26 protein-coding genes and 1 riboswitch are annotated in these 26,615 nt (G+C 71.1%); of the genes, 23 read left to right on the plus strand and 3 right to left on the minus strand.

Annotated elements, in window-relative coordinates; genetic code table 11:
- Positions 1 to 13: 13 nt before the first annotated feature.
- Entirely contained in the window at positions 14 to 1,342 is a 1,329-nt protein-coding gene (locus tag POF73_RS06495; protein ID WP_443049454.1) for a glutamine synthetase family protein, read from the minus strand.
- Between the two features lie 385 nt (positions 1,343 to 1,727).
- Here POF73_RS06495 and POF73_RS06500 point away from each other — a divergent pair, with 385 nt between their 5' ends.
- The 10 genes from POF73_RS06500 to POF73_RS06545 all read left to right on the plus strand — a co-directional run bounded on the left by POF73_RS06500 (position 1,728) and on the right by POF73_RS06545 (position 12,037).
- Positions 1,728 to 1,916, plus strand: coding sequence for a ferredoxin (locus tag POF73_RS06500; RefSeq protein WP_272113525.1), 189 nt, complete (start codon positions 1,728 to 1,730; stop codon positions 1,914 to 1,916).
- Positions 1,917 to 1,945: 29 nt separating this feature from the next.
- Positions 1,946 to 3,142: an NAD(P)/FAD-dependent oxidoreductase gene (locus POF73_RS06505; RefSeq protein ID WP_272113762.1), complete on the plus strand. Its 1,197-nt coding sequence runs from the start codon at positions 1,946 to 1,948 to the stop codon at positions 3,140 to 3,142.
- Between the two features lie 11 nt (positions 3,143 to 3,153).
- Positions 3,154 to 3,966 carry an acetoacetate decarboxylase family protein gene (locus POF73_RS06510; protein ID WP_272113526.1) on the plus strand — a complete coding sequence of 271 codons (813 nt, stop codon included), beginning with the start codon at positions 3,154 to 3,156 and terminating at the stop codon, positions 3,964 to 3,966.
- Positions 3,967 to 4,065: 99 nt separating this feature from the next.
- Positions 4,066 to 5,529: an aldehyde dehydrogenase gene (locus tag POF73_RS06515; RefSeq protein WP_272113527.1), complete on the plus strand. Its 1,464-nt coding sequence runs from the start codon at positions 4,066 to 4,068 to the stop codon at positions 5,527 to 5,529.
- The gene (locus POF73_RS06520) at positions 5,522 to 6,466 is read left to right on the plus strand and encodes a 3,4-dihydroxyphenylacetate 2,3-dioxygenase (protein ID WP_272113528.1); all 945 of its coding nucleotides are present in this window, start codon (positions 5,522 to 5,524) and stop codon (positions 6,464 to 6,466) included. The genes POF73_RS06515 and POF73_RS06520 overlap by 8 nt, the downstream gene beginning before the upstream one ends.
- A 3-nt stretch (positions 6,467 to 6,469) precedes the next feature.
- Positions 6,470 to 7,315 (plus strand): fumarylacetoacetate hydrolase family protein, encoded by an 846-nt coding sequence (locus POF73_RS06525; RefSeq protein ID WP_272113529.1) that lies wholly within the window; start codon positions 6,470 to 6,472, stop codon positions 7,313 to 7,315.
- 164 nt (positions 7,316 to 7,479) lie between these two features.
- A complete protein-coding gene (locus tag POF73_RS06530; RefSeq protein ID WP_272113763.1) occupies positions 7,480 to 8,058 on the plus strand; it encodes a TetR/AcrR family transcriptional regulator in 579 nt (192 codons plus the stop codon).
- A gap of 170 nt (positions 8,059 to 8,228) precedes the next feature.
- Positions 8,229 to 9,677, plus strand: a complete 1,449-nt coding sequence (locus POF73_RS06535) for an APC family permease (RefSeq protein WP_272113530.1) — start codon at positions 8,229 to 8,231, stop codon at positions 9,675 to 9,677.
- A 156-nt stretch (positions 9,678 to 9,833) separates the two neighbouring features.
- Positions 9,834 to 11,324 (plus strand): aldehyde dehydrogenase, encoded by a 1,491-nt coding sequence (locus POF73_RS06540; protein ID WP_272113531.1) that lies wholly within the window; start codon positions 9,834 to 9,836, stop codon positions 11,322 to 11,324.
- Positions 11,321 to 12,037: a gamma-glutamyl-gamma-aminobutyrate hydrolase family protein gene (locus POF73_RS06545; protein ID WP_272113532.1), complete on the plus strand. Its 717-nt coding sequence runs from the start codon at positions 11,321 to 11,323 to the stop codon at positions 12,035 to 12,037. The genes POF73_RS06540 and POF73_RS06545 overlap by 4 nt, the downstream gene beginning before the upstream one ends.
- 36 nt (positions 12,038 to 12,073) lie before the next feature.
- Here the strand turns inward: POF73_RS06545 and POF73_RS06550 are convergent, their stop codons facing one another.
- On the minus strand, positions 12,074 to 12,646 hold the full coding sequence (locus POF73_RS06550) for a MarR family winged helix-turn-helix transcriptional regulator (RefSeq protein WP_272113533.1): 573 nt from the start codon (positions 12,644 to 12,646) through the stop codon (positions 12,074 to 12,076).
- Positions 12,647 to 12,830: 184 nt separating this feature from the next.
- Between POF73_RS06550 and POF73_RS46005 the strand changes: the two genes are divergently transcribed.
- The 12 genes from POF73_RS46005 to POF73_RS06600 all read left to right on the plus strand — a co-directional run bounded on the left by POF73_RS46005 (position 12,831) and on the right by POF73_RS06600 (position 23,168).
- Positions 12,831 to 12,941, plus strand: a complete 111-nt coding sequence (locus tag POF73_RS46005) for a putative leader peptide (RefSeq protein WP_334313581.1) — start codon at positions 12,831 to 12,833, stop codon at positions 12,939 to 12,941.
- Between the two features lie 56 nt (positions 12,942 to 12,997).
- Complete coding sequence (locus tag POF73_RS06555; RefSeq protein WP_272113534.1) at positions 12,998 to 13,894, plus strand: glutathione S-transferase C-terminal domain-containing protein; 897 nt, start codon at positions 12,998 to 13,000, stop codon at positions 13,892 to 13,894.
- Positions 13,895 to 13,960: 66 nt separating this feature from the next.
- Positions 13,961 to 14,069, plus strand: a riboswitch (SAM riboswitch).
- 29 nt (positions 14,070 to 14,098) lie between these two features.
- Entirely contained in the window at positions 14,099 to 14,257 is a 159-nt protein-coding gene (locus POF73_RS06560; protein ID WP_272113535.1) for a hypothetical protein, read from the plus strand.
- 172 nt (positions 14,258 to 14,429) lie between these two features.
- Complete coding sequence (locus POF73_RS06565) at positions 14,430 to 15,413, plus strand: amino acid ABC transporter permease (protein WP_272113536.1); 984 nt, start codon at positions 14,430 to 14,432, stop codon at positions 15,411 to 15,413.
- Positions 15,410 to 16,195: an amino acid ABC transporter ATP-binding protein gene (locus tag POF73_RS06570; RefSeq protein WP_272113537.1), complete on the plus strand. Its 786-nt coding sequence runs from the start codon at positions 15,410 to 15,412 to the stop codon at positions 16,193 to 16,195. Before POF73_RS06565 ends, POF73_RS06570 begins: the two co-directional genes overlap by 4 nt.
- A 73-nt stretch (positions 16,196 to 16,268) precedes the next feature.
- Positions 16,269 to 17,291, plus strand: coding sequence for an ABC transporter substrate-binding protein (locus tag POF73_RS06575; RefSeq protein WP_272113538.1), 1,023 nt, complete (start codon positions 16,269 to 16,271; stop codon positions 17,289 to 17,291).
- A gap of 58 nt (positions 17,292 to 17,349) precedes the next feature.
- On the plus strand, positions 17,350 to 18,120 hold the full coding sequence (locus tag POF73_RS06580; protein ID WP_272113539.1) for a GNAT family N-acetyltransferase: 771 nt from the start codon (positions 17,350 to 17,352) through the stop codon (positions 18,118 to 18,120).
- A gap of 11 nt (positions 18,121 to 18,131) precedes the next feature.
- Positions 18,132 to 18,266 (plus strand): putative leader peptide, encoded by a 135-nt coding sequence (locus tag POF73_RS46010; RefSeq protein WP_334313583.1) that lies wholly within the window; start codon positions 18,132 to 18,134, stop codon positions 18,264 to 18,266.
- Between the two features lie 79 nt (positions 18,267 to 18,345).
- Positions 18,346 to 19,548, plus strand: coding sequence for an LLM class flavin-dependent oxidoreductase (locus POF73_RS06585; RefSeq protein WP_272113541.1), 1,203 nt, complete (start codon positions 18,346 to 18,348; stop codon positions 19,546 to 19,548).
- Positions 19,549 to 19,568: 20 nt separating this feature from the next.
- The gene (locus tag POF73_RS06590; RefSeq protein ID WP_272113542.1) at positions 19,569 to 20,963 is read left to right on the plus strand and encodes an NtaA/DmoA family FMN-dependent monooxygenase; all 1,395 of its coding nucleotides are present in this window, start codon (positions 19,569 to 19,571) and stop codon (positions 20,961 to 20,963) included.
- A complete protein-coding gene (locus POF73_RS06595) occupies positions 20,960 to 22,051 on the plus strand; it encodes an LLM class flavin-dependent oxidoreductase (RefSeq protein ID WP_272113543.1) in 1,092 nt (363 codons plus the stop codon). Before POF73_RS06590 ends, POF73_RS06595 begins: the two co-directional genes overlap by 4 nt.
- Entirely contained in the window at positions 22,044 to 23,168 is a 1,125-nt protein-coding gene (locus POF73_RS06600; RefSeq protein ID WP_272113544.1) for an MsnO8 family LLM class oxidoreductase, read from the plus strand. Before POF73_RS06595 ends, POF73_RS06600 begins: the two co-directional genes overlap by 8 nt.
- Before the next feature lie 133 nt (positions 23,169 to 23,301).
- Here the strand turns inward: POF73_RS06600 and absR1 are convergent, their stop codons facing one another.
- The gene (absR1, locus tag POF73_RS06605; RefSeq protein WP_272113545.1) at positions 23,302 to 24,387 is read right to left on the minus strand and encodes a beta-glucuronidase AbsR1; all 1,086 of its coding nucleotides are present in this window, start codon (positions 24,385 to 24,387) and stop codon (positions 23,302 to 23,304) included.
- A gap of 94 nt (positions 24,388 to 24,481) precedes the next feature.
- Here absR1 and POF73_RS06610 point away from each other — a divergent pair, with 94 nt between their 5' ends.
- Positions 24,482 to 26,497 carry a LuxR family transcriptional regulator gene (locus tag POF73_RS06610; RefSeq protein ID WP_272113547.1) on the plus strand — a complete coding sequence of 672 codons (2,016 nt, stop codon included), beginning with the start codon at positions 24,482 to 24,484 and terminating at the stop codon, positions 26,495 to 26,497.
- The last annotated feature ends 118 nt before the right edge of the window (positions 26,498 to 26,615 follow it).

The following is a 26,615-nucleotide window of genomic DNA, read 5'->3' on the forward strand; positions in this document are numbered from 1 at the left end:
TGGCTCCAGGGCGTCACAGGTGGTAGGCGTACTCGGTGAACTCCCAGTCGGTGACATGCCGTTGGAAGCGTTCGACCTCGTTGCGCTTGTAGGTCAGGAAGGATGAGGTGAAGCCCTTGCCGAGCAGGTCGGTCAGGGCGGTGTCCGCCTCCAGCGCGTCCAGAGACGAGGACAGGTCCCTCGGCAGCTGGGCCGACCTGGCGGTGTCGTAGCCGTAGCCCTCCAGCGGGGCGGGCGGCTCCTCACCGGCCTGGATGCCGAGCAGCGCGGCGGCGATCGTGCCGGCGACGAGGAGATAGGGGTTGGCGCTCGCGTCCCCGAGGCGGAGTTCGACACGGGCACCGGAGCCGCGCTCCGGCGGGATGCGGACCATGGCGCTGCGGTTGTCCAGCCCCCAGTCGATCAGCCAGGGCGCGAGGGTGTCGGGGCCGAAGCGCTTGTACGAGTTGACGGTCGGGTTGGCCAGGGCGGCGAGCGCGGGAGCGTGGGCGACGATGCCGGCGACGGCGTGCCGGGCGCTCGCCGAGAGGCCGTAGGCGCCCGCGGGGTCGTCGAAGGCGTTGCGGACACCTTTCTCGTCGGGGGCGTCGCAGGAAAGATGCAGATGGAAGCCCGAGCCGCCGGCGTCCGCGTACGGCTTGGCCATGAAGGTGGCGAGCCGACCCTCCCGGCGGGCCAGCTCCTTCACCGCCGCCTTGAAACGGAAGGAACGGTCGGCCGCGTCCAGCGCGCCGGAGTGGGTCAGGTTGATCTCGTACTGGCCGCCGTCGAACTCGTGGTTCCCGGTGATCACGCCGATGTTCAGGTCGCGCAGATGGCGCAGGGTGCGCAGCAGATGGTTGTCGGGGTCGGCGCGCAGGCCGGCCGTGTAGACGGCGCCGGTGGTCTCCGGGGCGCGGCGCCAGCCGCTGGGGGTGCCGGGGGCCGGTTCCAGCAGGAAGTACTCCAGCTCCGGGCCGACGACCGGACGCAGCCCCTGCTCCGCGCAGCGGGACAGCACGCTGCGCAGCAGATCGCGCGGTGACTCGGCGGCCGGGGCGCCGGTCGCCGGGTCGGTGACCTCGCCGAGACAGGTGGCGACGCCGGGCTCCCAGGGCAGTACGGCCAGCGTCGACAGGTCGGGGCGCACGGTGATGTCGGGCAGACCCGCGTCGAGACCGCCCGCGACCGGGACCACGTCGCCCTGCGGACTGGTGTGGTAGACGGCCCGGCAGAAGGCCAGACCGTGTTCGCAGGCCGACGGCAGATGGTCCACCAGCACATCACGGGCGCGGTCGGTGCCGATGAGGTCGGGATAGATCACCCGGACCACGTCCACACCCTCGGCGGCGAGCCGCTCCATGTGTCGGCCGATGTCTGGGATGTCGTGAGCGCTCACCGATGTCTCCTCGGGCGGATGGGGAAGGTGGCGTGAGGACGACCTGAGCGCAGGGTGCGGGGCGGGGAGGGGCGACTCCGACGGAGCTGCGCCGGGAGACCCGGGGTCGTCGTTTGAACCCGAACGGTATGAAGCGGTTCGCCGGTACGCAAGGGGGTGGCCTCAAAAATTTATCCACCTGGACAGGTATTGACCAGGGTCGAGTTGCTTCCTATGTTGTTTGAAGCCAAACGAGTCAGGGGTGCGGCTCTCGCACCCCTTTGGCCAACGGGGCCCGGTCGCAGTCAGGCCGGGCCCTCCCACCCCCTTCACTCCCGCTCCGACGCCCTCACTCCCAGGAGGACCGGCCATGAAGGTCGTCGTCGACATGAACAAGTGCCAGGACCACGGTCAGTGCGTCTTCGCGGCCCCCGACGTCTTCTCGATGAGCGACGACGGACACCTGGTGTACGTCTCCGAACCCGACGACGCCCTGCGCGACGAGGTCGAGGAAGCCGCCGACGTGTGCCCGCTGCAGGCCATCCGGATCGAGGCCTGAGCGCCGTGTCCGCAACGCAGACCGGACGCATGGTCGTCGCCGGCGCCTCGATGGGCGGCCTGCGTGCCGCGGAGCAGCTGCGCGCCGCCGGCTGGACCGGCGCGATCACGGTCGTGGGCGACGAGCCCCACATGCCCTACAACCGCCCTCCCCTCTCCAAGGAGGTCCTCGCCGGCAAGGCGCCCTTCGAGTCGCTCGCCTTCACACCGAAGGCGGCCGTCGCCGACGTGGAGTGGCGGCTGGGGACGAAGGTCGTCGCGGCTCGGCTGACCGACCGGACCGTCGCACTCGACGACGGTTCGGAGATCCCCTACGACGGACTGGTCGTCGCCACCGGCATGCGGCCCCGGCGCCTGCGCTGCCCCGGACCGCGCACCGGCCGCCACACGGTCCGCACGGCCGCCGACGCCCAGGGCCTGCGCGACCAGCTGACCCGGCCAGGCGCCCGCGTGGTCGTGGTCGGCGCCGGGTTCATCGGCTGCGAGGTCGCAGCCACCGCCGTAGGACTCGGCGTCCGCGAGGTGACCGTCGTCGATCCGCTGCCCCTGCCCATGGTCGGACCACTCGGCGAACTGCTCGGCCGCGCGCTGCTGAAGCGGCACGAGGAACGCGGGGTGCGCTTCGCGCTCGGCACCGGAGTCGCCGGGTTCGAGGGCGCGGACCGGGTCACCGGGGTCGTGCTGGGCGACGGCACCGTCCTGCCCGCCGATGTCGTGGTCGAGTCGGTCGGCTCGGTCGCCAATGCCGAATGGCTGGAGGGCAACGGCCTCGACCTCTCCGACGGCGTGCTCACCTGCGGGCAGCTGCGCGTCGGCGGCCGTCCGGAGGTGGTCGCCGTCGGCGACGTCGCCCGCTTCCCCAACGCCCGCTACGACGGCGTGCCCCGCCGCGTCGAGCACTGGTCCATCCCGGCCGACACGGCCAAGCACGCGGCAAAGGTCCTGGTCGCTCATCTGACCGGTGCCCGGGCCGACTTGGCTCCCTTCGCTCCGCTGCCCACGTTCTGGAGCGACCAGCACGACTTCCGGCTGCAGTCGTTCGGCGCGCCCGGCCTGGGCCTCGCCGACGTACGAGTCCTGGACGGCGACCCGGACGGCGACGTCCTCGTGGGCTACCACAGCGACGACCGGCTGGTCGGCGTCGTCGCGCTCGGCGGCCAGGCCGCCGCCAGGGGAGCCGCCCGCTACCGCGCCCAGCTGCTCAAGCAGCCCGCCCTCACCGCGTAAGGAACGCCGTCATGTCCTCAGTTCGTGGTTACTTCCATCCCAAGACCGGCAGTGGTGCCTCGTCGCTGATTCCGTCGCCGCCGTGGCGCTACTCCGGTGACCTGCTCACCGTCGAGTACCGCACGGATCCGGCGCGGGTGCGGGAACTTCTGCCCGAGCCGCTGGAGCTGGCCGACGAGGATCCCGGGGCGGTCGCCCTGATCTGGGCCGACTGGCAGTCGTGCTCGGAGTCCGGGGCCGAGCTGCTCGATCCCGTGCTGTCCCAGTACAAGGAGGCCTTCGCGGTCGTCCGGTGCAAGTACCGGGGCCAGACGTACTCGCGCTGCGTCTACATCTGGGTCGACAAGGACTTCGCCATCGCGCGCGGGCTGCACCAGGGGTATCCGAAGAAGCTCGGGTCCATTCATCAGACTCGTCCGCATCCGTACGGGCCCGCTCCGCGGATCGAGGCGGGGGCGCGGTTCGGGGCGACGTTGGCTGCGGCGGACCGGCGGTTGGCGCAGACCGTGGTCACGCTGCGCGAGCCGGCCGAGTCGAATGGGTTCGTGAATGCGCATCCGATGGCTCATCACCGGTGGCTTCCCTCGATCGAGAAGGGGAAGGGGCTGGCGCTCGATGAGTTGATCGAGTCGGGGGCGGCTTCCTTCGAGGGGGGTCGACCGTGGGTCGGCGACGCGGAGTTGGACATCTTCGAGGCGCCTACCGAGGAGCTTGCTCGGCTGGAGGTTCAAGAGCCGATTGCCGCGTATTACCGGCAGGTCGGGGTGGTTTGGGATGGGGGGCGGCTGCTGGAGGCCGGTACGTCTGAAGCGGCTGCCGGGTGAGGCCGGTGGGCGGGTGCGGGTCTCGTTGTGGCTGGTCGCGCAGTTCCCCGCGCCCCTAGGTGGGTCAGATCACCCTTCGTTTCGAATGGAGCTCTTCTCATGTCCGACAAGATTGTTGTCGCCGGTGTCTCCGTCGACACCCGGCACTGGATCGGCGGCGAGCGTGTCGCCTCCGGCGACACCTTTACCGACAGCTCTCCGATTGACGGCAGCGTTCTCGGTGAGATCGCCCGAGGCGGTCCCGCCGAAGCCGATGCCGCCGTCGCCGCCGCCCGTGAGGCGTTCCCCGCATGGGCCGCCACCTCCCGCGCCGAACGCGCCCGCATCCTGCACGCCGTCGCCGACGGCGTCGAGAAGCGGCTCGAAGAGCTCGCCATCGTCGAGACCACCGACAACGGCGCCCTCCTGCGCTCGCACCGCCGCGGCGTCATGCCGCGCGTGGCCCACAACTTCCGGTTCTTCGCAGACTGGTTGCTGACGCTCGACCACGAGGACTTCGAGACCCGTGGGCACACCAACCACGTCTCATGGGACCCGGCCGGCCCCTGCGTGCTGATCACCCCCTGGAACGCCCCCCTGATGCTGGCCACGTGGAAGGTCGCCCCCGCCCTCGCCGCCGGCAACACCGTCGTCCTCAAGCCCGCCGAGTGGTCCCCGCTCACCGCATCCCTCCTCGCCGACATCGCGGCCGAGGCGGGACTGCCCGCCGGGGTGCTGAATGTCGTCCAGGGTTACGGATCCGAGATCGGCGACGCCCTCACCTCCCACCCGGACGTGCGCCGGATCAGCTTCACGGGATCGGTGCCCACGGCCCGGCGGATCGCCGCGTCCGCCGCCGCGAACCTGACGCCGCTCAGCCTCGAACTCGGCGGCAAGTCACCCCTGTTGGTGTTCGCCGACGCCGACCTGGACCTGGCCGTCGACCTCGCCGTGGAGCAGTACGACAACGCGGGGCAGGTCTGTCTCGCGGGGACGCGGTTGCTCGTCGAGGAGTCGGTCGCCGAGGAGTTCACGCGTCGGTTCGTGGCGAAGGCCGGGCAGTTGACGCAGGGCGACCCCCGGGACGAGGGCACCGACATCGGGCCGAACATCCATCCGCGGCAGTTGGACAAGATCGACGGGTTCGTGCGGCGGGCGGTCGCGGGCGGGGCGCGTGTCGTCATCGGTGGGCATCGCGGGGAAGAGCAGTACTACGCGCCGACCCTGCTCACCGATGTCGCCCAGGACTCCGAGATCGTGCAGGAGGAGGTCTTCGGGCCCGTGCTGACCCTGCAGACGTTCGCCGACGAGGACGAGGCCGTACGCCTCGCCAACGACACCCGCTTCGGGCTCGCCGCCACCCTCGCCACCGGCGACGCCGAGCGCGCCGAGCGTGTCACCGCGCGGCTGGTCGCCGGCACCGTCTGGGTCAACTGCTTCTTCGTCCGCGACCTCCAGGCCCCCTTCGGCGGCTCCCGCCAGTCCGGCGTCGGGCGCGAGGGCGGCACCTGGAGCTTCGACTTCTACTGCGACCTGAAGAACACCGTGACCGCCCCGAAGGGATGGAGCCAGAGCCATGGGTGAGATCGTCGGGGCCGGGCTGCTCGCCCATGTCCCCACCATCGTGCTGCCGGAGGCCGACCGGCTGGAGCTCAACGAAGGCAAGGAGATCACCCTTGTCACCGGGCTCCGGCAGCTCCGTGAGGACGTCTTCGCGCGGGACGACTACGACACCGTCGTCGTCCTCGACTCCCACTGGGCCACCACCGTCGAGTTCGTCGTCACCGCACAGCAGCGCCGCGCCGGGCTCTTCACCTCCGAGGAACTGCCCCGCGGGATGTGCCGGATGCCGTACGACTTCCCGGGCGACCCCGAACTCGCCCGCAACATCGAGAAGTTCGCGGACAAGCACGGCACCTGGATCACCGCGATCGAGGACGACCAACTACCGATCTACTACGCCACCGTCAACCTCTGGAAGTTCCTGGGGGAGGGGCTGCCGGACAAGCGGTGGGTCACCATCGGCGTCTGCCAGACCGGTGACATGGAGGACCATCTGCGGCTGGGGCGGGCCCTGGCCGACGGCATCGCCGCGACGCCGGGGCGGCGGGTCCTGCTCATCGCCTCCGGGGCGCTGTCCCACACCTTCTGGCCGCTGCGCGAGCTGCGCGACCACGAGGCGAGCGACCCGGTGCACATCTTCACGCCCGAGGCCCGTGCCGCGGACCAGGAGCGCATCGGCTGGTTCAAGGAGGGCCGTCACGACAAGGTCCTCGACGCCATGGACGAGTTCTGGAAGTACAAGCCCGAGGCGAAGTTCTTCCACTACCTGATGATGGCCGGCGCCCTCGGTGAGCAGGGCTGCGTGGCCAGGGCCCGCCAGTACGGCGAGTACGAGAACTCCATCGGCACGGGCCAGGTCCATCTGTGGTTCGACCGGCCCGCCGACGGCTGGACCGGCACCGGTCGGCCCGCACCGTCGTACCAGCGCACCCCGCACAGCCGCCCCCAGGAGGTCTGAGACATGCCCGAGTACCGCCGGATTCTGCTGGACGGCGCCGCCGTCCAGGTCACCGTCGACGGGGACGAACTCGTCGCCGGTGACGGCCGCCGCGTCAAGATCGAGGAGGCCCGGCACCTGCCTCCGGTCGTGCCTTCCAAGGTCATCGCCGTCCACCTCAACCACCGCAGCCGCGTCGACGAGTTCGGGATCGAGCTGCCGGACACGCCCACCTACTTCCACAAGCCGACCTCGTCCCTCAACTCGCACAAGGGGGCCATCGTCCGGCCCGAGGGCTGCAAATGGCTCAACTACGAGGGCGAGGTCGCCATCGTCATCGGGAGGACCGCGCGGAACATATCGGCGGCCGAGGCGGGCGAGTACATCGCCGGTTACACCGTCGCCAACGACTACGGGCTGCACGACTTCCGTGACACCGACGCCGGGTCGATGCTGCGGGTCAAGGGCTCCGACACCCTGTGCCCGCTCGGGCCGGGCCTGGTCACCGACTGGGACTTCCGCGGCAAGCGGCTGCGGACGTACGTCAACGGCGAGGTCGTCCAGGACGGTTCGACCGACGAGATGAAGTGGGACATGCACTACCTCGTCGCCGACATCGCCCGGACGATCACCCTCCACCCGGGAGACGTGCTGCTGTCCGGTACGCCCGCCAACTCCCGGCCCGTCCGGCCCGGCGACGTCGTCGAGGTGGAGGTCGAGGGCCTCGGCCGGCTCACCAACCACATCGTCACCGGCCCCACCCCGATCCGCACCGACGTCGGCGCCCAGCCCACCGAGTCCGAGGAGGTGCTGTCCACCGCGCTCGGCGGCGACTGGGAGTTCCGCGGCATCCGGCCGCCCCGGCGTTGACCGTGCGTACGGCGCCGACCGGACGCACGGCGGTGTCCGACCCGGCGGGTAAGGTCGCGAACATGACCGCATCCGCCGACGGAGCCCAGGGAACCGAGGGAACCGAAAGGGCCAAGGGCTCCAAGGGTTCCCAGGGGCCCGACGACCGCAAGCCGCGCCGGCGCATGAACTACGGCGAGGGCCGCGAGGCCCTGCTCAACGCCGCTGTGCGGGTCGTGGCGCGGGGCGGGCTGCGCAAGCTCACCTACCGGGCGGTCGCACAGGAGGCGGGCACCACGCACGGCCTGGTCGTCCACCACTTCGGCTCGCGCGACGCGCTGATCGAGGAGGCCCTCGCGCACGCGATCCGCACCTCGCTCAGCACCAGCGCCCTCGAACCCGGCACCGGCCGGGTCGCCGACTTCTCGGTCGGCGTCTCCGACATGGTCACGGCCGATCCGGACATCCAGGCCTTCCAGTACGAACTGCTGCTGGAGGCCCGGCGCCGCCCCGAGCTGCTCCCGCAGATCCGTGCCCTGTACGACGACTACTTCGACGCCACCAAGCGCGAGCTGTCCCGCATGCTGCCCGACGACGCCGGCCGCCCGCTGACCCGACTCGTCTTCGCCGCCCTGGACGGCCTCGTCCTGCACCAGCTCGTCTTCGGCGAGCCCGAGACCACCGACGCCGCCATCGAGGAGCTGCGCGGGCTGCTCCGGCTCATCGAGGCGGACGGCGACGACGACCCGGAGAACGACGGCTGACCTGCGTCTTCAAGGACCCCGGGCACCTGTGGGCCCGGGGTCCTTCCGCGTTGTCGTACCAATCCACCAATTCTCGGCGCCACCCCTTGTCAAACGGATAGTTCCAGCCCACCATGAGGCAACTCGTTTGGCCTGAAACGAAATCCCCTTTCCCCTGGCAGGTGATCCGAGTGGACAGTCAGACGGCGGTCCCGAACCAGACCGCGCCCGACGCCTCCACCGCAGGCAAGCTCAAGCCCAACTCCCTCGGCGTGCTGGGCATCCTCTTCTTCGTCCTCTCCGCCCAGGCGCCGCTGACCGGCATCGCGGGCGCCGTCCCCATCGCCGTGGCCATCGGCAACGGCGCCGGGGCCCCGGCCGCCTATCTCGCGGCCGGTCTGATCACCCTGCTGTTCTCGGTCGGCTTCGTCGCCATGGGCCGGCATGTGGTGGACGCCGGAGCCTTCTACCGGTACATCGGCAAAGGGCTCGGCAGGGACCTCGGCAACGGCAGCGCGGGCATCGCCCTCTTCGCGTACTGCGCGGTCCAGGCCGCCATGTACGGCCTGTACGGGGCCACCGTCAGCGGGCTGCTGGCGCACTACACCGGGGCGGACGTGCCGTGGTGGGTCTGTGCCCTGGTGACCATGGCGATCGTGCAGGTTCTCGGTGCCCTGGGCATCGAGATGGGCGCGAAGGTGCTGGCCGTGTTCGTGCTGGCCGAGTTCAGCATCCTGAGCGCCTTCGCCGTCGTCACCCTCGCCAAGGGCGGCGGGCCCGAAGGGCTCGGCATCGCGGACACGTTCTCACCGGGCGCGGCCCTGGACGGGGCGCCCGGCGTGGCGCTGATGTTCGCCGTGGCCTCGATGATCGGTTTCGAGGCCACCGCGATCTACGGCGAGGAGGCGCGCGAGCCCCGCAGGACGGTGCCCCGGGCCACCTATCTAGCCGTCGCCCTGGTCACCGGCTTCTTCGCCTTCGCCTCCTGGATGCTGATCTCCTCCTACGGCGCCTCCAGGGCGGCTGGGGCGGCGGGGCAGGCGCTGGAGGGCGGCGACTCCACGGCGTTCGTGTTCGCGCCGATCGCCGCCCAGTTCGGCACCTGGGTCAACGACGTCCTGCCCGTCCTGCTGGCCACCTCCCTGTTCGCCGGCATCCTCGCCTTCCACAACTCGGCCAACCGCTACCTGTTCTCGCTCAGCCGCGAGGGCCTGCTGCCCCGCGGGCTGTCCGCGGTCAACGGCCGGCACTCGCCCCGCGTCGCGGGCTTCGTGCAGACAGCGATCGCCGTGCTCCTGGTGATCCCGTTCGCGCTGGCCGGCAAGGACCCGGTGCTCACGCTGTTCTCGTGGGGGAGCGGCATCGCCGTACTGGCGATCATGCTGCTCTACTTCCTGACCTCGGCCTCGGTCGTGGCCTTCTTCCGGCGCGAGCGCCTCGACACCCGGCTGTGGAACACACTGATCGCCCCCGTGCTGGGTGCCGTGGGGATCGCCTGTGCCATCTGGCTGATCGTCGAGAACTTCACGACCCTCATCGGCGGCGACCGGACGACGGCCGTATGGCTGCAGGTGATGGTTCCCGCCGTCCTGGTGCTGGGCGTCGTCGCCGGTCGGCTGACCCGCTCGGCCCGTCCGTAGGCCGGGCCGCCGTCCGGCTGGGCCGCCATCCGGCTGGGCCGCCATCCGGCTGGGCCGCCATCCGGCCGGGGAACCGTCGGCCGGATGGCGGCCCTCCACTCCGGGCCCGCCCCTTTCCTCTTTCCTCTGATCACCGACCCTGTCTGGAGGTCCCGCATGCCGGCTGTCACCCACGAGGAGTGGCTGCGTCGAGCCAAGTCCCTCGAACCGTCCGGTGCCCATCACATCGACGGCGCCGACGAGCCGGGCGCGGGAGGGACCTTCGCGGCCGTCTCGCCCCGGGACGGACAGGTGCTGGCGCAGGTCGCCGACGGGGGAACCGCCGAGGTGGACGCGGCCGTCGCAGCCGCCCGCCGTGCCTTCGACGCCGGGCCGTGGCCGCGTCTCGCCCCCGTCGAGCGCGGCCGGATACTGCTGCGCATCGCCGACCTGCTGGAGGAACGGCGCGCGGAACTGGCGCTGACCATCAGCCTGGAGATGGGCAAACCGATCACCGACGCCCACGACATCGAACTGCGCGCCGCCATCACCACCTTCCGCTGGTACGGCCAGCTCGCCGACAAGCTCACCGACGAGTCCCCGCACACCACCCCCGACGCCCTCGCCCTGGTCACCCGCGAACCGGCCGGCGTCGTTGGCGCCGTCGTCCCCTGGAACTTCCCCCTGACGCTGGCGAGTTGGAAGATCGCCCCGGCGCTCGCGGCCGGCTGCACGGTCGTACTGAAACCGTCCGAGAACTCCCCGCTGTCGGCTCTGCTGCTGGGCCGGCTGGCGACCGAGGCCGGGCTGCCCCCGGGTGTGCTCAACGTGGTGAACGGCGACGGCCCCGTCGCCGGACGCGCCCTCGGACTCCACCCCGACGTCGACGTCCTGGCCTTCACCGGCTCCACCGCCGTCGGCCGCCACTTCCTGCACTACGCGGCCGACTCCAACCTCAAGCGCGTCTGGCTCGAACTCGGCGGCAAGTCACCGAACATCGTCCTTCCCGACGCCCCCGACCTGGACCGGGCCGCCGCCACCGCGGCCTGGGGCATCTTCTTCAACCAGGGCGAGATGTGCACGGCACCCTCCCGGCTCCTGGTGCACTCCTCGATCGCCGAACGCGTCACCGAGGCCGTCGTACGCCGGGCGCGCGAGCTGCGCATCGGCGACCCCCTGGACCCGGCCACCGAGATGGGCGCCCTGGCCGGCGAGGCCCACCTGGGGCGGGTGCAGGACCACATCGCCACGGGCCTGGCCGAGGGCGCCCGGCTGCTCACCGGCGGCTCCCGCACCCGCACCGACACCGGCGGCAGCTTCCTGCAGCCGACCGTCTTCGACCACGTGGACCCCGGGATGCGGCTGTCCCGCGAGGAGATCTTCGGGCCCGTCCTGTCGGTCCTCGCCTTCGACGACCTGGACGAGGCGGTACGGCTGGCCAACGCGACCGAGTACGGCCTCGCCGCCGGCCTGTGGACCTCCGACCTCTCCACCGCCCACCGCGTCGCCCGCGCGCTGAAGGCCGGCACGGTCTGGGTCAACTGCTACGAGGAGGGCGACCTGACCGTCCCGTTCGGCGGCATGAAGCAGTCCGGGAACGGCCGCGACAAGTCCGCCCACGCCCTGGACAAGTACACCGAGCTCAAGACCACCTGGATCCAGCTGTGATCCGCCCGCTCATCGCCGTACCCGCGCGCTTCTCCGCCACCACCTCCGCGCTCCGGTACGCCGCCGAGGTGGGCGCCCGCGCCCTGATCGAGGCGGTGTGGCGAGCAGGCGGCGAACCGGTGAGCATCCACCCGGCCGACCCCGCGGACGCCGATGCGGGGGAGCGGCTCGCCCGCTTCGACGGCGTCCTGCTGCCCGGCGGCGGCGACCTGGCCCCCCACCGCTACGGCGCCACCGAAACCCACCCGACCGTCTACGACGTCGACGACCTCCAGGACGCCTTCGACCTGGAAGTCGCCCGGCGGACACTGGACCTGGGCATCCCCCTGCTGGCGATCTGCCGCGGCCTGCAGTCGGTGAACGTCGCCCTCGGCGGCACCCTGGAGCAGGACATGGGCGGCCCCGAGCGCGAACACCGGCACCTCGTGCACCCGGTGACGATCGAGCGCGGCACCCTGCTGGAACAGTCCACCGGCGCCGAGAAGGCGGATGCCTCCTGCTACCACCACCAGCGCGTGGACCGTCTCGGAGTGGGCCTCACGATCACCGCCCGCGCCGCCGACGGCACGGTGGAAGGCCTCGAACTGCCGGGCGGGAAAGGGTGGTTCACAGCCGTGCAGTGGCACCCCGAGGACACCGCCCACCGGGACGAGGCCCAGCAGGGACTGTTCGACGCGCTGGTACGGGCGGCCGCCGCACGCCCGGGCCGCTGAACCGGCGTGCCCCGACTCGGACCATGAAGAACGGGCTCAGGCCTTCGGCCGCCGCCCGCTGCGTCGCGGTGCCGGCTCGGCCCCGTCGAGCAGGGCGAGCCTGCGGTCCTCGCCCTGCTCCTCGACCTGGAGCACCACCCGGCGCAGGCCCTCCGCCACGCTCCGGCACTCCTCGGCGCTGAGCCGCCCGGCGACGAAGGCCTCCTCCTCGTTGAACGCCGGGAACAGCCGCCGCATCAGCGTCTCGCCCTCCTCGGTGAGACTGAGCAGCACCAGCCTGCCGTCGGTCGGATGCCCGGCCCGCTTCAGCAGCCCGCGCCCCTCCAGCGTCCGTGACACGCCGGTGAGCGTCCCCTTGGAGATCCCGGCCTCCTCCGCGACATGCCGGGTCTCGGACTCGCCCCACACCCAGACCACCCAGAGCACCACGAACGCCGTCCAGGTCAGATCGGCCCCGCGCAGCACGGAGTTCTCCAGGTGCTGCCGCACCGTCGAGGCCGCACGGTAGATGTTGGCGACCACGGCCATCTGCTCCCGGTGCAGCGGAATACCGCCGAGCTTGGCCTCGGCCAGCTTCTCGGCTTCGGTGATCGATCGTTGGCCGGGCATGGCACACTCCTTCGACCGCGGGGCGTCGGACGGGGTCCGTCGGACGCAAAAGCAGGTGGTCGTTCGTTCGGGTTCAAATTGTACGGAAGGGTGCCTCGTGGCCCGCACCCTGGACGCCCTCTTGACGTCGGCCGCGGGCGGGCCGACACTCCAATCAAGATTCCTAGTGAATTGGTAGGGAACCATGGGGTGCCTTGAGTCGGTCACCGGACGAGTGAGCCGTACGCCCCTTCTCACATCCCGCCGTCACATCGATCTGCTCCGCGTCTGCAGCGCCATCAGCCCCCTGCGCTGAGCCCCCACGTCGCTTTCGCCACGCGTACGTCCACACGCCTGCCCCCGGGGAGAGTCATGTCCGTCACACCCTTGGCCGCCCACCCGTCCGCGCGGTCCGTCCCCGCCTTCCGGGGCCGGATCGGCCGGGACGCGCGCAGCGGCCACTACGCGGTGCCGCGCCGCTACCGCCTCCATCTGTCGACCGCCTGTCCGGACGGCCTGCGCATCGCCGTCGTCCACAGCCTGCTGGGCCTCGACGACGTATGTCCGGTGACCTTCCTGCCCGCGGTCCCCGACAGCCCCGACAGCGGTCATGCGGTGCTGCGCCCGCTGTACGAGGCCAGTGCCCATCGGTACCAGGGCCCCGCCACCGCCCCGGTCCTGAGCGACGACTGGTCCGGGCGGATCGTGAGCACGCACGCGCCCGACATCACCCGCGACCTGGCCCAGCGCTTCAGCGGCGACCGGCCGGACCTCTACCCGTGCGGCGCGGATTCGGAGATCGAGACCGTGGAGCGCATGTGCGCGCAGGGCATCGAGGAGGCCGCCCAGGGCGCGGGTGCCGTCGGCGCCGAGCGGGCTGAGCGCGAGGAGGCGCTGGAGACACTGGTGGGTTCACTGGCCGCGCTGGACCGGTGGCTGGACGGACGTCAGTACATGATCCGGGATCAGATCACCGGCGCGGACGTCGAGTTGTGGGCCACCCTGGTCCAGCTCGACACCGTCCACCGGCACCACCTGGACGCCGCCGCGGTGGAACGCATCGCTGCCCATCCCGCCCTGTGGGCCTACGCCCGCCGACTCGCCGCGCACCCGGCCTTCGGCGCGCACCTCGACCTCGACGCCATCGCCCGCCGCCACCATGCCCGTTGCCAGGGCCTGGAGGCAGCCGGAGCCGCCGTCCAGATCCTGGACTGGGCGGCCCACGCCGCGGCGGGGAACGGTACCCGCCCGCAGGTCAACCGCCCCTGAGCCGTTCCACACCATGGACCGGCGTTGACATTCGTTCGGGCAACTGTCTTACTTACGGCCCAGAATGGTCATGAGCGTCAGCGACAAGCCCTGGCTGGCTGACCGGCAACCCTCGCGTCGCGGTGGGGTGCCCCAGGTGACGACCGGACCGGATGGGATTCGGTAAGCGCGAGGCCCCCGAGGGGCGGAAGAGTGAGTGACGCCATGTACGCAGTTCCCGGGTCGGCAGTACGCCGCCCGCAGAGCTGCGTACTGCCGTACGCCGACCTCCTCGTCGCCGACCGGGCCGTCGATCTGCTCCGTGTCAACAGCGCACTGTGTACCGCACGTACCGCACCGGGCTGCGCCCGCTGTAGTGGCTGACCTCTCTTCTCGGCCTCGCATCCTCTGACGAACACCGCCTCGGCGGTGTGCCGTTGTCCGCCCAGCCCCCGGTACCCGTGCGTCCTGCTGTGAACCGATGTGCCGCACTGCGGCGTTGGCAGCCACTCCCTGCGCCGGGTCCGGGGAAATCCGACTCCTGCCGGAGCCCTCCATGAGTGAACCCCCAGGCGCCGTCGTCTCCCTCGCCGAGGCACCGCCGCCCACCGACACCCCGCCGAAACAGCTCGCGGCCCAGCGGGTTCTGCCGCTGCGGCGGCCCGGCCGCTGGATCGCCACCGCGGTGGTCCTGGTCCTGGCCAGCCAGTTCGTCCACGGCCTGGTGACCAACCCCTTCTACCAGTGGGACCGCTTCGGCTACTGGTTCCTGCGGCCGACCATCCTCGACGGGCTGCTCATCACCCTCGAAGTCACCGCCTACAGCGCGGTGTTGGGTCTCCTCGGCGGCATCCTGCTGGCGCTGGCCAGGCTCTCGCAGAGCCCGGTGCTGCGTGCGGTCAGCTGGATCTACATCTGGGCGTTCCGCTCCATCCCGCTGATCGTCATCCTGTTGTTCCTGTACAACTTCAGCGCCCTGTACAAGACGCTCAGCCTGGGCATCCCCTTCGGCCCCGCCTTCTTCACCTTCGACGAGTCCAAGCTCGCCACCGACATGGCCGTCGCCGTCGTCGGCCTGAGCCTCAACCAGGCGGCGTACGCGGCCGAGGTCGTCCGCGGCGGCATCCTCTCCGTCGACCAGGGCCAGCACGAGGCGGCCTCCGCGCTCGGACTGCCGAAGGGCTACCAGTTCCGGAAGATCGTCTTTCCGCAGGCGCTGCGCTCCATCACCCCGAACTACGTCAACCAGCTCATCGACCTGATCAAGAGCACCTCGCTGGTCTTCTACGTGTCGCTGCTCGACCTGTTCGGGGTCGCGCAGTCCATGGGCTCCACCTATCCCGGCGACATCGTGCCGCTGCTGCTGGTCGTCACCGTCTGGTACCTGATCCTCACCACCGTCGTCTCCGTCATCCAGTTCTACGTCGAGCGGTACTTCGCCCGGGGCGCCACCCGCTCCCTGCCGCCGACCCCGCTTCAGAAGCTGCGGACCGGTCTCACCGACCTGAGGGCCCGCATCCGCAGGGAGGCCGCCGTATGAGCGCCGAGACCGTCGAGAACGCGGCCGCCACCGTGGAGGTGCACGACGTGCACAAGTGGTACGGCGCCCACCGGGTCCTGGACGGGATCGATCTGACCGTGCGTCCCGGCGAGGTCACCGTGATCCTCGGCCCGTCCGGCTCCGGCAAGTCCACCCTGCTCAGGGTCATCAACCACCTGGAGAAGCCCGAGATCGGCCATGTCAGCCTCAACGGCGAGCTGATCGGTGTCCGCCGCCACGGGGAACGCCTGAAGGAACTGGGCGAACGAGCCATCCTGGCTCAGCGCAGCCGGATCGGGTTCGTCTTCCAGAACTTCAACCTCTTCCCGCACCTCACGGTCCTCGACAACGTGGCAGCCGCTCCGGTGGCGGCCGGGAAGCTCAGCAAGCCCGAGGCTCTGGACCTCGCCCGCGACCTCCTCGACCGCGTCGGCCTGGCCGACAAGGCCGGCGCCTATCCACGGCAGTTGTCCGGCGGCCAGCAGCAGCGCGTGGCCATCGCCCGCGCCCTCGCCCTGCGCCCGGGCGTCATCCTCTTCGACGAGCCGACCTCCGCCCTCGACCCCGAGCTCGTGGGCGAAGTCCTCTCCGTCATCAAGGACCTGGCGACCAGCGGCACCACCCTCGTCATCGTCACCCACGAGATCGGCTTCGCCCGCGAGGTCGCCGACCGGGTCGTCTTCATCGACGGCGGCCGGATCGTCGAGCAGGGCCCGCCCTCCGAGGTCCTCGACAGGCCGCGGCACGAGCGGACCAGGGACTTCCTGAGCAAGGTCCTCTGAGCACACCGCTCCCCATGAACTCCCCCCCCCACAGCACCACCTTCACCACTCTCACCGAACAACAAGGACGGCCATGTCTGCCCACTTCCCCCGACGCAGCCTGATACGCGGCATCACCGCGGCGACCACCGTCGCCACCCTCGCCACCGGGCTCGCCGCCTGCGGTGGTGACAGCGACGCCGCCACCCGGACGGCCGACAGCGCCGGAACGGTGACCGTGGGCCGTGTGTCCAACGGCGCCGCCAAGGAGACCACCCTCAAGGTCTCCGAGGTGAAGTCCGTCAGCGCCCAACTCCCCGACGCGGTCAAGAAGAGCGGCAAGCTCGTCATCGGCTCCGGCACCTTGCCCTCCGGGGCTCCGCCGCTGGGGTTCACGGGCAGTGACCAGAAGACGCTCACCGGTTCCGAGGTCGACCTGGCCCGGCTGGTCGCCGCCGTCTTCGGGCTTGAGCCCGAGGTCAAGCGCTTCACCTGGGAGAACCTCTTCGTCGGTATCGACAGCGGCAAGGTGAACGTCGGCTTCTCGAACATCACCGACACCGAGGAGCGCAAGCAGAAGTACGAGTTCGCCTCCTACCGCAAGGACGACCTCGCCTTCGAGGCACTCAAGGACTCGAAGTTCGGCTTCGACGGCGACTACAAGGTCCTCGCCGGCAAGACCGTCTCGGTCGGCGCGGGCACCAACCAGGAGCGGATCCTGCTGGAGTGGAAGAAGAAGCTGGAGAGCGAGGGCAAGAAGCTCACCGTCAAGTACTTCCAGGACAACAACAGCACCTACCTGGCCCTCAACAGCGGCAAGATCGACGCCTACTTCGGCCCCAGCCCCAACCTCTCCTACCACGTCACCCAGACCGCGAGCACGCCCAACCCGACCAGGATCGCCGGCCAGTTCTCCGGCGCCGGAGCGACCCTCCAGGGCCTGATCGCCGCGACCGTCAAGAAGGACAGCGGCCTCGCCAAGCCCCTCGCCGCCGCGATCAACCACCTGATCGAGAACGGCCAGTACGCGAAGTGGCTCGCCGCCTGGAACCTCTCGGGCGAGGCCGTGGCCGAGTCGGAGGTCAACCCGCCCGGCCTGCCGCTGGACAACTCCTGACGGCTCACCAGGTCACCGGTACGACACGCACGCTGCATGGGGAAAGGACTCCGCCTCCGTGACACACCCGATCGACGTCCGCGGAGGCGGAGCCCCGCCCGCCACTCGACCGCACCCTCTCGACAGCGCCGTCTGGGCCGCCCTGAACGGTCCGCACGCCCTCCCCATGGCCTTGAGGGCATGGGGCGGTACCACCATCGCCGAGCACGTCGGCCTCGCCGCCCGCTACCTGTCCGACGTCTACGCCTTCGCCGCCCTCGCCGATCCGGCCGCCTGGGCCGACCTGTGCACCCTCGTCGGGCCGGGGACCGTCGTGCGTGTCAAGCCCCTCGACCGGATGCCCGACGGCTGGGAGATCGCCGACGGCGGAGAGGGTGTCCGGCTCGTCGACACCTCGTTACGAGCCCAGCCCGCCCCCGATGCGGTCCGCCTCGGACCCGACGACGTGCCCGAGATCCCTGACCTCGTCGCCCGCACGAAACCGGGCCCTTTCCTCCAGCGGACCGTCCACATGGGCACCTACCTGGGCATCCGGCACCGAGGCCGGCTGATCGCCATGGCCGGGGAACGCCTCCGCCTGCCCGGCTGGACCGAGATCAGCGCGGTCTGCGCCGACCCCGACCGCCGCGGCCTGGGCCTCGCGACCCGCCTGGTACGCGCCGTCGCCGCCGGCATCCGCGACCGCGGTGAGACCCTGTTCCTGCCCGCCGCAGCCGACAACGTCCCGGCGATCCGCCTGTACGAGTCAATCGGCTTCACCTTGCGCCGCCGTTCGACCATTGGTCTTGTGCGCACACCGGGAACACCCGCCCAGATCGGCGCGTTGTGACTCACGACGAGATGTGCGAGGCGCCGAAGCGCGCGACGCGATGGACGGAGGTGGCGGACGTGACGCACATATCCCACGCCGTCCATCTCCACTCCCGGCCCCACATCGACCTCCAGCGCGTCGCCGGCGCGCTCTGTTGCTCCTGACCCCGTTGCTCCAACGCCGCGCCCACCCCTGAGCGAGGGCCGGCGACTTCGTCACGGACTTCCAGGAAGGCACTGCCTCGTGTCCTCAACTCCCCCTTCCCCCCTGCACCTCGCCGTCGCCCTCGACGGCACCGGCTGGCATCCCGCCTCCTGGCGCGAGCCGGTGTCCCGCCCCCGGGACCTGTTCACCGCCGCCTACTGGGCCGACCTGGTCACCGAGGCCGAGCGCGGTCTGCTCGACTTCGTGACCATCGAGGACGGCCTCGGTCCGCAGTCCTCCCACTTCCTGGACCCGGACGAGCGCACCGACCAGGTACGCGGCCGCCTCGACGCCCTCCTCATCGCCTCCCGAGTGGCCCCGCTGACCCGGCACATAGGTCTGGTGCCGACGGTGGTCGCCACCCACACGGAGCCCTTCCACATCTCCAAGGCCATCGCCACCCTCGACTACGTCAGCGCCGGGCGCGCCGGCCTGCGCGTGCAGATCACCGCCCGCCCGAACGAGGCCGCGCACTTCGGCCGCCGCACCATCGCGCGCATCGAGGCATACGACAGCCCGGCCTCCCAGGAGGTCGTGACCGATCTCGTCGAAGAGGCGGCCGACTACGTGGAGGCGGTGCGCCGCCTCTGGGACAGCTGGGAGGACGACGCCGAGATCCGGGACGCCGCCACCGGCCGCTTCGTCGACCGCGACAAGCTGCACCACATCGACTTCGAGGGCAGGCACTTCAGCGTCAAGGGCCCCTCCATCACACCCCGCCCGCCGCAGGGCCAGCCGATCGTCAGCGCCCTCGCCCACGACACCGTCCCGTACCGGCTCGTGGCCCGCGCCGCCGACGTCGGCTACGTCACCCCGTACGACGCGGACGAGACCCGGGCAATCGTCGCCCAGATCCGCGCCGAGCAGAAGGCGGCGGGCCGAGCCACCGAGCCACTGCACATCTTCGGCGACCTGGTGGTGTTCCTCGACGACGACCCCGCCGCCGCGACGGCGCGCCGGGAACGACTCGACGCGCTCGCGGGACAGCCGTATCCGAGCGACGCCCTCATCTTCACCGGCGCACCCTCCCAACTCGCAAATGTTCTCCAGGAGTTGCAGAGTGCCGGGCTGTCCGGCTTCCGGCTGCGCCCCGCCGTCGTCGGCCACGACCTCCCGGCGATCACCCGGGGGCTGGTCCCCGAACTCCAGCGCCGGGGTGCCTTCCGCCGCGCCTATGAGGCCGACACCCTGCGCGGCCTGCTGGGTCTGGCCCGCCCCGCCAACCGCTACGCCGCCGCCTGAGCCGGAAGGACCTCGCAGCCATGACCAAGCCGCCCAAGCCGCCCAAGCAGATCCACCTGGCCGCCCACTTCCCCGGCGTCAACAACACCACCGTGTGGAGCGACCCGCGGGCCGGCAGCCACATAGAGTTCAGCTCCTTCGCACACTTCGCGCGGACCGCCGAACGCGCCAAGTTCGACTTCCTGTTCCTCGCCGAGGGGCTCAGGCTCCGTGAACAGGGCGGCGAAATATATGACTTGGACGTCGTGGGCCGACCGGACACCTTCACCGTCCTCGCCGCGCTCGCCGCCGTCACCGAGCGCCTCGGCCTGACCGGCACCATCAACTCCACCTTCAACGAGCCCTACGAGGTGGCCCGCCAGTTCGCCACCCTCGACCACCTCTCCGCCGGCCGCTCCGCCTGGAACGTCGTCACCTCCTGGGACGCCTTCACCGGCGAGAACTTCCGCCGCGGCGGCTTCCTGCCCCAGGAGGAGCGCTACTCCCGCGCCAAGGAGTTCCTGGCCACGGCGCACGAACTCTTCGACTCCTGGCACGGCGACGAGATCCTCGCCGACCAGGAGACCGGCACCTTCCTGCGGGACGCCAAGGCCGGCGCCTTCGTCCACACCGGACAGCACTTCGACATCCACGGGCAGTTCAACGTCCCGCGCTCGCCACAGGGCCGCCCCGTCATCTTCCAGGCAGGCGATTCCGAGGAGGGCCGTGAGTTCGCCGCCGCGGAGGCGGACGCCATCTTCAGCCGGCACGGCACCCTGCAGGCCGGCCAGACCTTCTACACCGACGTGAAGTCCCGCCTGGCCAAGTACGGCCGCCGCCCCGACCAGCTGCTCATCCTGCCCGCCGCGACCTTCGCCCTCGCCGACACGGATGCCGAGGCCGAGGAACTCGCCCGCGAGGTGCGCCGCCGGCAGGTCAGCGGAGCCACCGCCCTCAAGCACCTGGAGTTCGTCTGGAACCGGGACCTGTCGGCCTACGACCCGGAGGGTCCCCTTCCCGACGTCGACCCGGACATCGGCGACAACCACATCTCCAAGGGCCGCGCCCAGGTCCGCATGTACCGGGACCCGCTGGCCACCGCCCGCGAGTGGCGCGAACTGGCCGCCGCCAACAAGTGGTCCATCCGCGACCTCGTCATCAACACCGGCAACCGGCAGAATTTCGTCGGTTCCCCGGCCACCCTCGCCAGGACCATCAACGACTTCGTCCAGGCCGAAGCCTCCGACGGTTTCATTCTCGTCCCGCACATCACCCCGACCGGCCTCGACGAGTTCGCCGACAAGGTGGTCCCGCTGCTCCAGGAACAGGGTGTGTTCCGCACGGAGTACGAGGGCACGACCCTGCGCGACCACCTCGGTCTCGCCCACCCGGACGACGTCCGGGACGCTGTCCGCAGCGATCGGGTCGCGTCGTGAGGTTCATCGCCATCACCTTGATCGTGCACCGGCCGGATCCGGTCACCGGAGTGAGGAAGCCGACGCACGACCGCTTCCGTGAGGTCGTCGACAACGCCCTGCTCGCCGAGGAGTTGGGATTCGACGGATTCGGGGTGGGAGAGCGGCACGAGCGGCCGTTCATCTCGTCGTCCCCGGCCGTCGTACTGAGCCACGTGGCGGCTCGGACGAAGCGGATCCGGCTGTTCACAGCCGTGACGACCCTCAGTCTCCTGGACCCCGTCCGGGCCTACGAGGACTACGCCACCCTCGACCACCTCTCCGCGGGCCGTCTGGACCTGATCATCGGCAAGGGCAATGGCGCCGCCCAGCGCGACCTGTTCGACGTCACGCCCGAGGAGCAGTGGGAGCGCAACGCCGAGAGTTACGAGGTCTTCCGCCGGATCTGGCGGCAGGACAAGGTGACCGCGGCAACCCGTTTCCGCCCGCCGCTGACGGACGCCGAGGTGTGGCCCCGGCCCTACCAGCAACCCGTCCGGGTCTGGCACGGCAGCGCCACCAGCAAGGAGTCGGTCGACCTGGCAGCCCGCTACGGTGACCCGCTGTTCTCCGCCAATGTCAGCAACCCCATGGAGCCGTACGCCGAGTTGATCCGTCACTACCGCGAGCGCTGGGAGCACTACGGCCACGACCCCGACGACATCGCGATCGGCGCCGGCACAGCCGGTATCCACGTGGCGCCGACCTCCCAGCAGGCGCTGACCGCGTACCGGCCGGTCTTCGAGGCCAACCTGGCCTTCTTCAAGAAGGCGGGCCTGCCCGTGGTCTTCGAGACCCTGGAGGACTTCGTCGAGCGCAGCTCCGCCCTGATCGGCAGCCCACAGCAGGTCATCGACAAGGTGCACCGCTACCACGAGCAGTTCGGACACACGGCGGTCCACGTGCAAGCCGACGCGAACGGCCTCACCGACACCCGGCACCGCGACTCGCTGGAGCTCTTCCAGTCGGCGGTGGCGCCGGTGCTGCGCAAGGACATCCCGGACCCGCCGTTCGCATGGGGACCGGTACTTCCGGCATCACCGACCGCAGAGGAGCCGGTCCATGTCTGACATCCCTCTCGGCGTCCTCGACCTCGTCCCGATCGCCTCCGGGTCGACGGCCGCCGATGCCCTGCGCAACTCCATCGACCTGGCCCAGCAGACCGAGAGCTTCGGTTACGCCCGCTACTGGTTCGCCGAGCACCACCTGAACCCGGGCGTCGCGGGTACGTCCCCGGCGGTCGTCCTCGCCCTCACGGCCGCCGCGACCTCCACGATCCGGCTCGGCTCCGGCGCCGTACAGCTCGGCCACCGCACCGCGCTGTCCACGGTGGAGGAGTTCGGCCTGATCGACGCGCTGCACCCCGGCCGCTTCGACCTGGGCCTGGGCCGCTCGGGCGGCCGCCCGCCGGGGGAGAAGGCGACCGCGCCGACAACCCTCCCGGTCATCGACGGCCGTGCCCCGAACGGCCTGCTCATCCCACCCCGCTTCTCCTTCGAACGCCTCCTGGGCTCACCCCGTGTCGCCCTCCAGCGCCGACTCCTCCTCCTGCCGAACGCCGAATCGCAGGACTACGCCGAACAGATCGACGACATCCTCGCCCTGCTGGCCGGCACCTACCGCTCCCCGGAGGGCGCCGAGGCACACGTCGTACCGGGGGAAGGCGCAGACGTGGAGCTGTGGATCCTGGGCAGCAGCGGCGGCCAGAGCGCAGAGGTCGCGGGCGCCCGGGGACTGCGCTTCGCCGCGAACTACCACGTCAGTCCCGCCACGGTCCTGGAAGCGGTGGAGGGTTACCGCTCCTTCTTCCGGCCCTCCGAGGTCCTCGACAAGCCGTACGTCAGCGTCTCCGCCGACGTCGTCGTCGCCGAGGACGACACCACCGCCCGCGAACTCGCCACCGGCTACGGCCTGTGGGTCCGCAGCATCCGCACGGCCGAGGGTGCCATCGAGTTCCCGACACCGGAGGAGGCGCGCGCCCGCGCATGGAGCGACGAAGACCGAGAACTGGTGCAGGACCGCGTCGACACACAGTTCGTGGGATCGCCGAGCCGAGTCGCGGATCAGCTGGAACAGCTCCAGGAGGCCACGGGTGCCGACGAGTTGCTGATCACCACCATCACCCACGACCACGCGGACCGGGTGCGGTCGTACGAGCTCCTGGCGGAGGAGTGGCAACGCAGGTGACGGGCCCGGCTCTTCATGGACGACGGCGTGGCCGGAGAACGTCACCCTCCCCCGAAGGTGGCGTTCCCCGGCCACATCCCCCGGCGCCGGACTGTGGACTGTCGTGCCCGTGCGCTGCACTGGGGCCGTGCCGTCACCAACACATGACGGCTGTCTCCCCCGAGCCCCAGTTGGCATAGAGCCGTACCCGGACGAAATAGCGGCGGCCCTTGACCAGGCGGGCCTTGACGGTGGCGTTGTGCGGAGTGCCGCCGTCGTCCTGTGCGGTGAGGTAGCGGGGCTCGCCGTCCCGCTCCTCGAAGACCACGACGACCGTGTCGCTGTCGCCGAAGGTGCCCAGCGTGTACTCGCGGGTCTCCGGCGGCTCGATGACGAAGTCGGCCTGTTCGGCCGGGCCGAGCCGCAGCGGCACCGAACGGAAGGGCACCAGGTCGCGCGGCCCCGGCGTCTCGGCCGGCGGGTACCAGCGGCAGACGAACTCCTTGTCGGCCTTGGAGAGCACACCCGGCGGGTTCAGGCCACCGCGGCACTGCTCCGGCTCCAGGATCAGCCCGGCCGAGAAGGGGTACTCCATGATCGAGTGCGGGTCCCAGACGGAGCCGTTGACCTCGTTGGGGTCGAGCTTGCGCAGGATGTTGAAGAACGTCGTGTCCCGGCTCCAGTAGTTCGGCGGGCCCCCCAGATCCGTGTACACGGCCTCGTCGTCCCAGTGGATGCCGGCGAACGGACTCTGGTGCTCGTGCAGCATGCCGAGCGCATGCCCGACCTCGTGCAGGGCCGTCCCGCGCTCCCCGGGCACCGTCAGGTCCCAGCCGAAGTTCATGGTCCGTTCGTTGAGGCCGACCTGGAGCGCGTCCTTGCCCACCGTCGACCAGGAGCCGTCACCGAGCTGGAACCCGATGCGCAGTTCGGCCTCCGACCGGTCGCCCACCTCCACGAACGACAGCCCGATACCGAGGTCCTGCCACTCCTGGAAGCACTCCCGCACGACGTCCCGCTGCTCCTTGCTGCCGACCCACGACACCTGCCGGTTCTGCCCGGTCTCCGGGTCGGGGATCGCCGATCCGTCGGAGTCCCGGTCGAAGAAGTGGTAATGCAGCACCGTGCCGTTGACCCACATACGGTGTCCGCTGATGAGCGCACTGAGCCGCTCGGCGGCCAGCCCCGGTGCGAAGGCGGGGGCCGACGCCTGCGCGAGGGAGCAGTAGCGTGCGGTCATGCGAACAGGGTGCCGTCGCCCCGCCACGGGCGCCTGAGTCGAGGGCTACTCAAGTACCTGTGTATCAAGTGTGAGTCACCGTGCTCCTACTGGCGTGACGAATTGGGAACGGGACGCGAAGACACTGGAACTGCCCTGGCCCTTCACCGGCCGGGAGGACGAACTCGACCTGGTGCGGGGCGCGCTGGCCGCCGGACGGCACGGCATCGTGATCACCGGCCCGGCGGGCTGCGGCAAGACCCGACTCGTCACCGAGGCCGTCCGCGGCACCGACTGCGCCAGAGTGGCCGGCACCCCCGAGACCCGCCGGATCCGCTTCGCCGCCTTCGCCCACCTCGTGCCCGAGACCGCCTCCCTGCACGGCGCGTTCCAGCACCTGTCCGGCGTACGGCTGCTGCTGGTCGACGACGCCCATCTGCTCGACGACGCCTCCGCCGCCCTGGTCCATCAACTGGCCGTGCAGGGACGCGCCCGTCTCCTGGTCGTCACCACCGAGGGCGCCCCGGTCCCGGGCGCGGTCGCCCGCCTGTGGACCGGCGAACTCCTGCCCCGCCTCACCCTGGAGCCGCTGCCCCGCGAGGAGACCGCCCGGCTGCTGGCGGGCGGAACCGGGGCCGCGGCCCTCGATCCGCTCACCGTCAACCGGCTGCACCGCCTGTGCCAGGGCGACCTGCGGCTGCTGCGCGATCTGGTGGACGCGGTACGCGAGCGCGGGCTGCTGACCCGTGTCCCGGACTCGGGCGAGTGGGCGTGGCGCGGCCCCGTGCCTCTCACCCCGACCGTCCGGGAACGCACCGCACCGGTCCTCGACCGCACAGGCCTTGAGGAGCGCGCGACCCTCGACCGGCTCGCCTTCGCCGAGCCGCTGCCCCTGGACCTCGACGAACTCGATCTGCGTGCCCTGGAGCACCTGGAGGCCGACGCCCTGGTCCGCGTCGACGACCAGGGCGCCGTCCGCCTCGCCCACCCCCTGCACGGCCCGGTGCTGCGGGCCGCGGCCGGCCGGCTGCGGGCGAGGCGGCTGTCGCGTACGCCGGACCAGTGCGGCCCCGCCCTCGACGCCGAGCGCGCCGCGCTGACCCGGCGCATCGAGCGGGCGGACGTACGGGCGACGCCGACACCCGTGGGGGAGTGGCTGGTCGCCGAGGATGTACCGGTGCCGGCCGGATACGCCGCCGTACGGGCCCGGTTCGCGCGGCTGCGCGGCGAGCTGCGCGAGGCGGCGGCATGGGCGCGCGAGGGGCTGCGGGACGGCACCGGCGACCCGTCCTGCCGCCTCGAACTCGCCCTCGCCGCGGCCCAGTCGGGAGATACGACGGCCGCGCACAAGATCCTGGGTGGCCGCCCCCACGGGGGTGGGGCGGTCACCCGGCTGACAACGGCCCGCGACACTGCAGACCGGGCGGCGGGGTCGGGCACGCGCGACGTGGGCACGGGTGTCGAGGCGGCCGTAACTGACGACGCGGACATGGGTGTCGCGGTCACCGATGGCTCGGGCACAGGTGTTGAGGCGGTCGCAGGTGGCTCGGGCACGGGTGATGCGGCGGTCGTCGATGGCTCGGGTACGGCCGTCGAAGCGGTCCGGCAGGACGTGGGCGTCGCCGTCGAGGCGATCACCGGCGACGCGTACGACGCCGTCCGGCGTGGCAGCCCCGAGCTCGCCCAGGGGCGTCTCACGGGCGTCTTCGCCGCGCACGCCGCCGCGCTCGCCCAGGGCGACGGTCCCGCGCTCGACCGGGTGGCCGAACAGCTGGAGGAGCGCGGCTTCCTGCTCTTCGCGGCCGAGGCGCACGCCCAGGCCGTACGGGCCCACCGCGACCCGCGCGCCGCGCGCACCGCACGCACGCGTGCCGTCGCCCTGGCCCGTCGCTGTCAGGGCGCCCGAACCCCGGCACTGTCCGGGCTGGTCCTGGGCGAACTGACCGCCCGGCAACGGCAGATCGTCACGCTGGCGGCCGCCGGCCTGAGCAACCGGCAGATCGCCGAGAAGCTCACCCTGTCCGTCCGCACGGTCGGCAACCACCTCTACAGCGCCTACGCCCGCCTCGGCGCCAGCGACCGCGGCGCCCTGCCGTGGCTGGTGGAGCTGCCGGACGCGCAGCCGGCGTGAGGGAGGCGACGAGGCCGTGCCGACCAGCCCGCACCGGCCGAGCTGGACCGACCAAGGCATGCCGAATGGGCTGTACCGACCAAGCCGTGCCGAGCAAGCCCTACTGCTCAGGGCCGCG

Source organism: Streptomyces sp. HD, assembly GCF_028369295.1.
In the GTDB taxonomy this organism is placed as follows: Bacteria; Actinomycetota; Actinomycetes; order Streptomycetales; family Streptomycetaceae; genus Streptomyces.

Coding starts and splice junctions, on each gene's coding strand:
- POF73_RS06495 (WP_443049454.1), bottom strand. CDS start 1,342: ATGGAGCGGCTCGCCGCCGAGGGTGTGGACGTGGTCCGGGTGATCTAT.
- POF73_RS06500 (WP_272113525.1), top strand. CDS start 1,728: ATGAAGGTCGTCGTCGACATGAACAAGTGCCAGGACCACGGTCAGTGC.
- POF73_RS06505 (WP_272113762.1), top strand. CDS start 1,946: ATGGTCGTCGCCGGCGCCTCGATGGGCGGCCTGCGTGCCGCGGAGCAG.
- POF73_RS06510 (WP_272113526.1), top strand. CDS start 3,154: ATGTCCTCAGTTCGTGGTTACTTCCATCCCAAGACCGGCAGTGGTGCC.
- POF73_RS06515 (WP_272113527.1), top strand. CDS start 4,066: ATGTCCGACAAGATTGTTGTCGCCGGTGTCTCCGTCGACACCCGGCAC.
- POF73_RS06520 (WP_272113528.1), top strand. CDS start 5,522: ATGGGTGAGATCGTCGGGGCCGGGCTGCTCGCCCATGTCCCCACCATC.
- POF73_RS06525 (WP_272113529.1), top strand. CDS start 6,470: ATGCCCGAGTACCGCCGGATTCTGCTGGACGGCGCCGCCGTCCAGGTC.
- POF73_RS06530 (WP_272113763.1), top strand. CDS start 7,480: ATGAACTACGGCGAGGGCCGCGAGGCCCTGCTCAACGCCGCTGTGCGG.
- POF73_RS06540 (WP_272113531.1), top strand. CDS start 9,834: ATGCCGGCTGTCACCCACGAGGAGTGGCTGCGTCGAGCCAAGTCCCTC.
- POF73_RS06550 (WP_272113533.1), bottom strand. CDS start 12,646: ATGCCCGGCCAACGATCGATCACCGAAGCCGAGAAGCTGGCCGAGGCC.
- POF73_RS46005 (WP_334313581.1), top strand. CDS start 12,831: ATGGGGTGCCTTGAGTCGGTCACCGGACGAGTGAGCCGTACGCCCCTT.
- POF73_RS06555 (WP_272113534.1), top strand. CDS start 12,998: ATGTCCGTCACACCCTTGGCCGCCCACCCGTCCGCGCGGTCCGTCCCC.
- POF73_RS06560 (WP_272113535.1), top strand. CDS start 14,099: ATGTACGCAGTTCCCGGGTCGGCAGTACGCCGCCCGCAGAGCTGCGTA.
- POF73_RS06565 (WP_272113536.1), top strand. CDS start 14,430: ATGAGTGAACCCCCAGGCGCCGTCGTCTCCCTCGCCGAGGCACCGCCG.
- POF73_RS06570 (WP_272113537.1), top strand. CDS start 15,410: ATGAGCGCCGAGACCGTCGAGAACGCGGCCGCCACCGTGGAGGTGCAC.
- POF73_RS06575 (WP_272113538.1), top strand. CDS start 16,269: ATGTCTGCCCACTTCCCCCGACGCAGCCTGATACGCGGCATCACCGCG.
- POF73_RS46010 (WP_334313583.1), top strand. CDS start 18,132: ATGTGCGAGGCGCCGAAGCGCGCGACGCGATGGACGGAGGTGGCGGAC.
- POF73_RS06590 (WP_272113542.1), top strand. CDS start 19,569: ATGACCAAGCCGCCCAAGCCGCCCAAGCAGATCCACCTGGCCGCCCAC.
- POF73_RS06600 (WP_272113544.1), top strand. CDS start 22,044: ATGTCTGACATCCCTCTCGGCGTCCTCGACCTCGTCCCGATCGCCTCC.
- absR1 (WP_272113545.1), bottom strand. CDS start 24,387: ATGACCGCACGCTACTGCTCCCTCGCGCAGGCGTCGGCCCCCGCCTTC.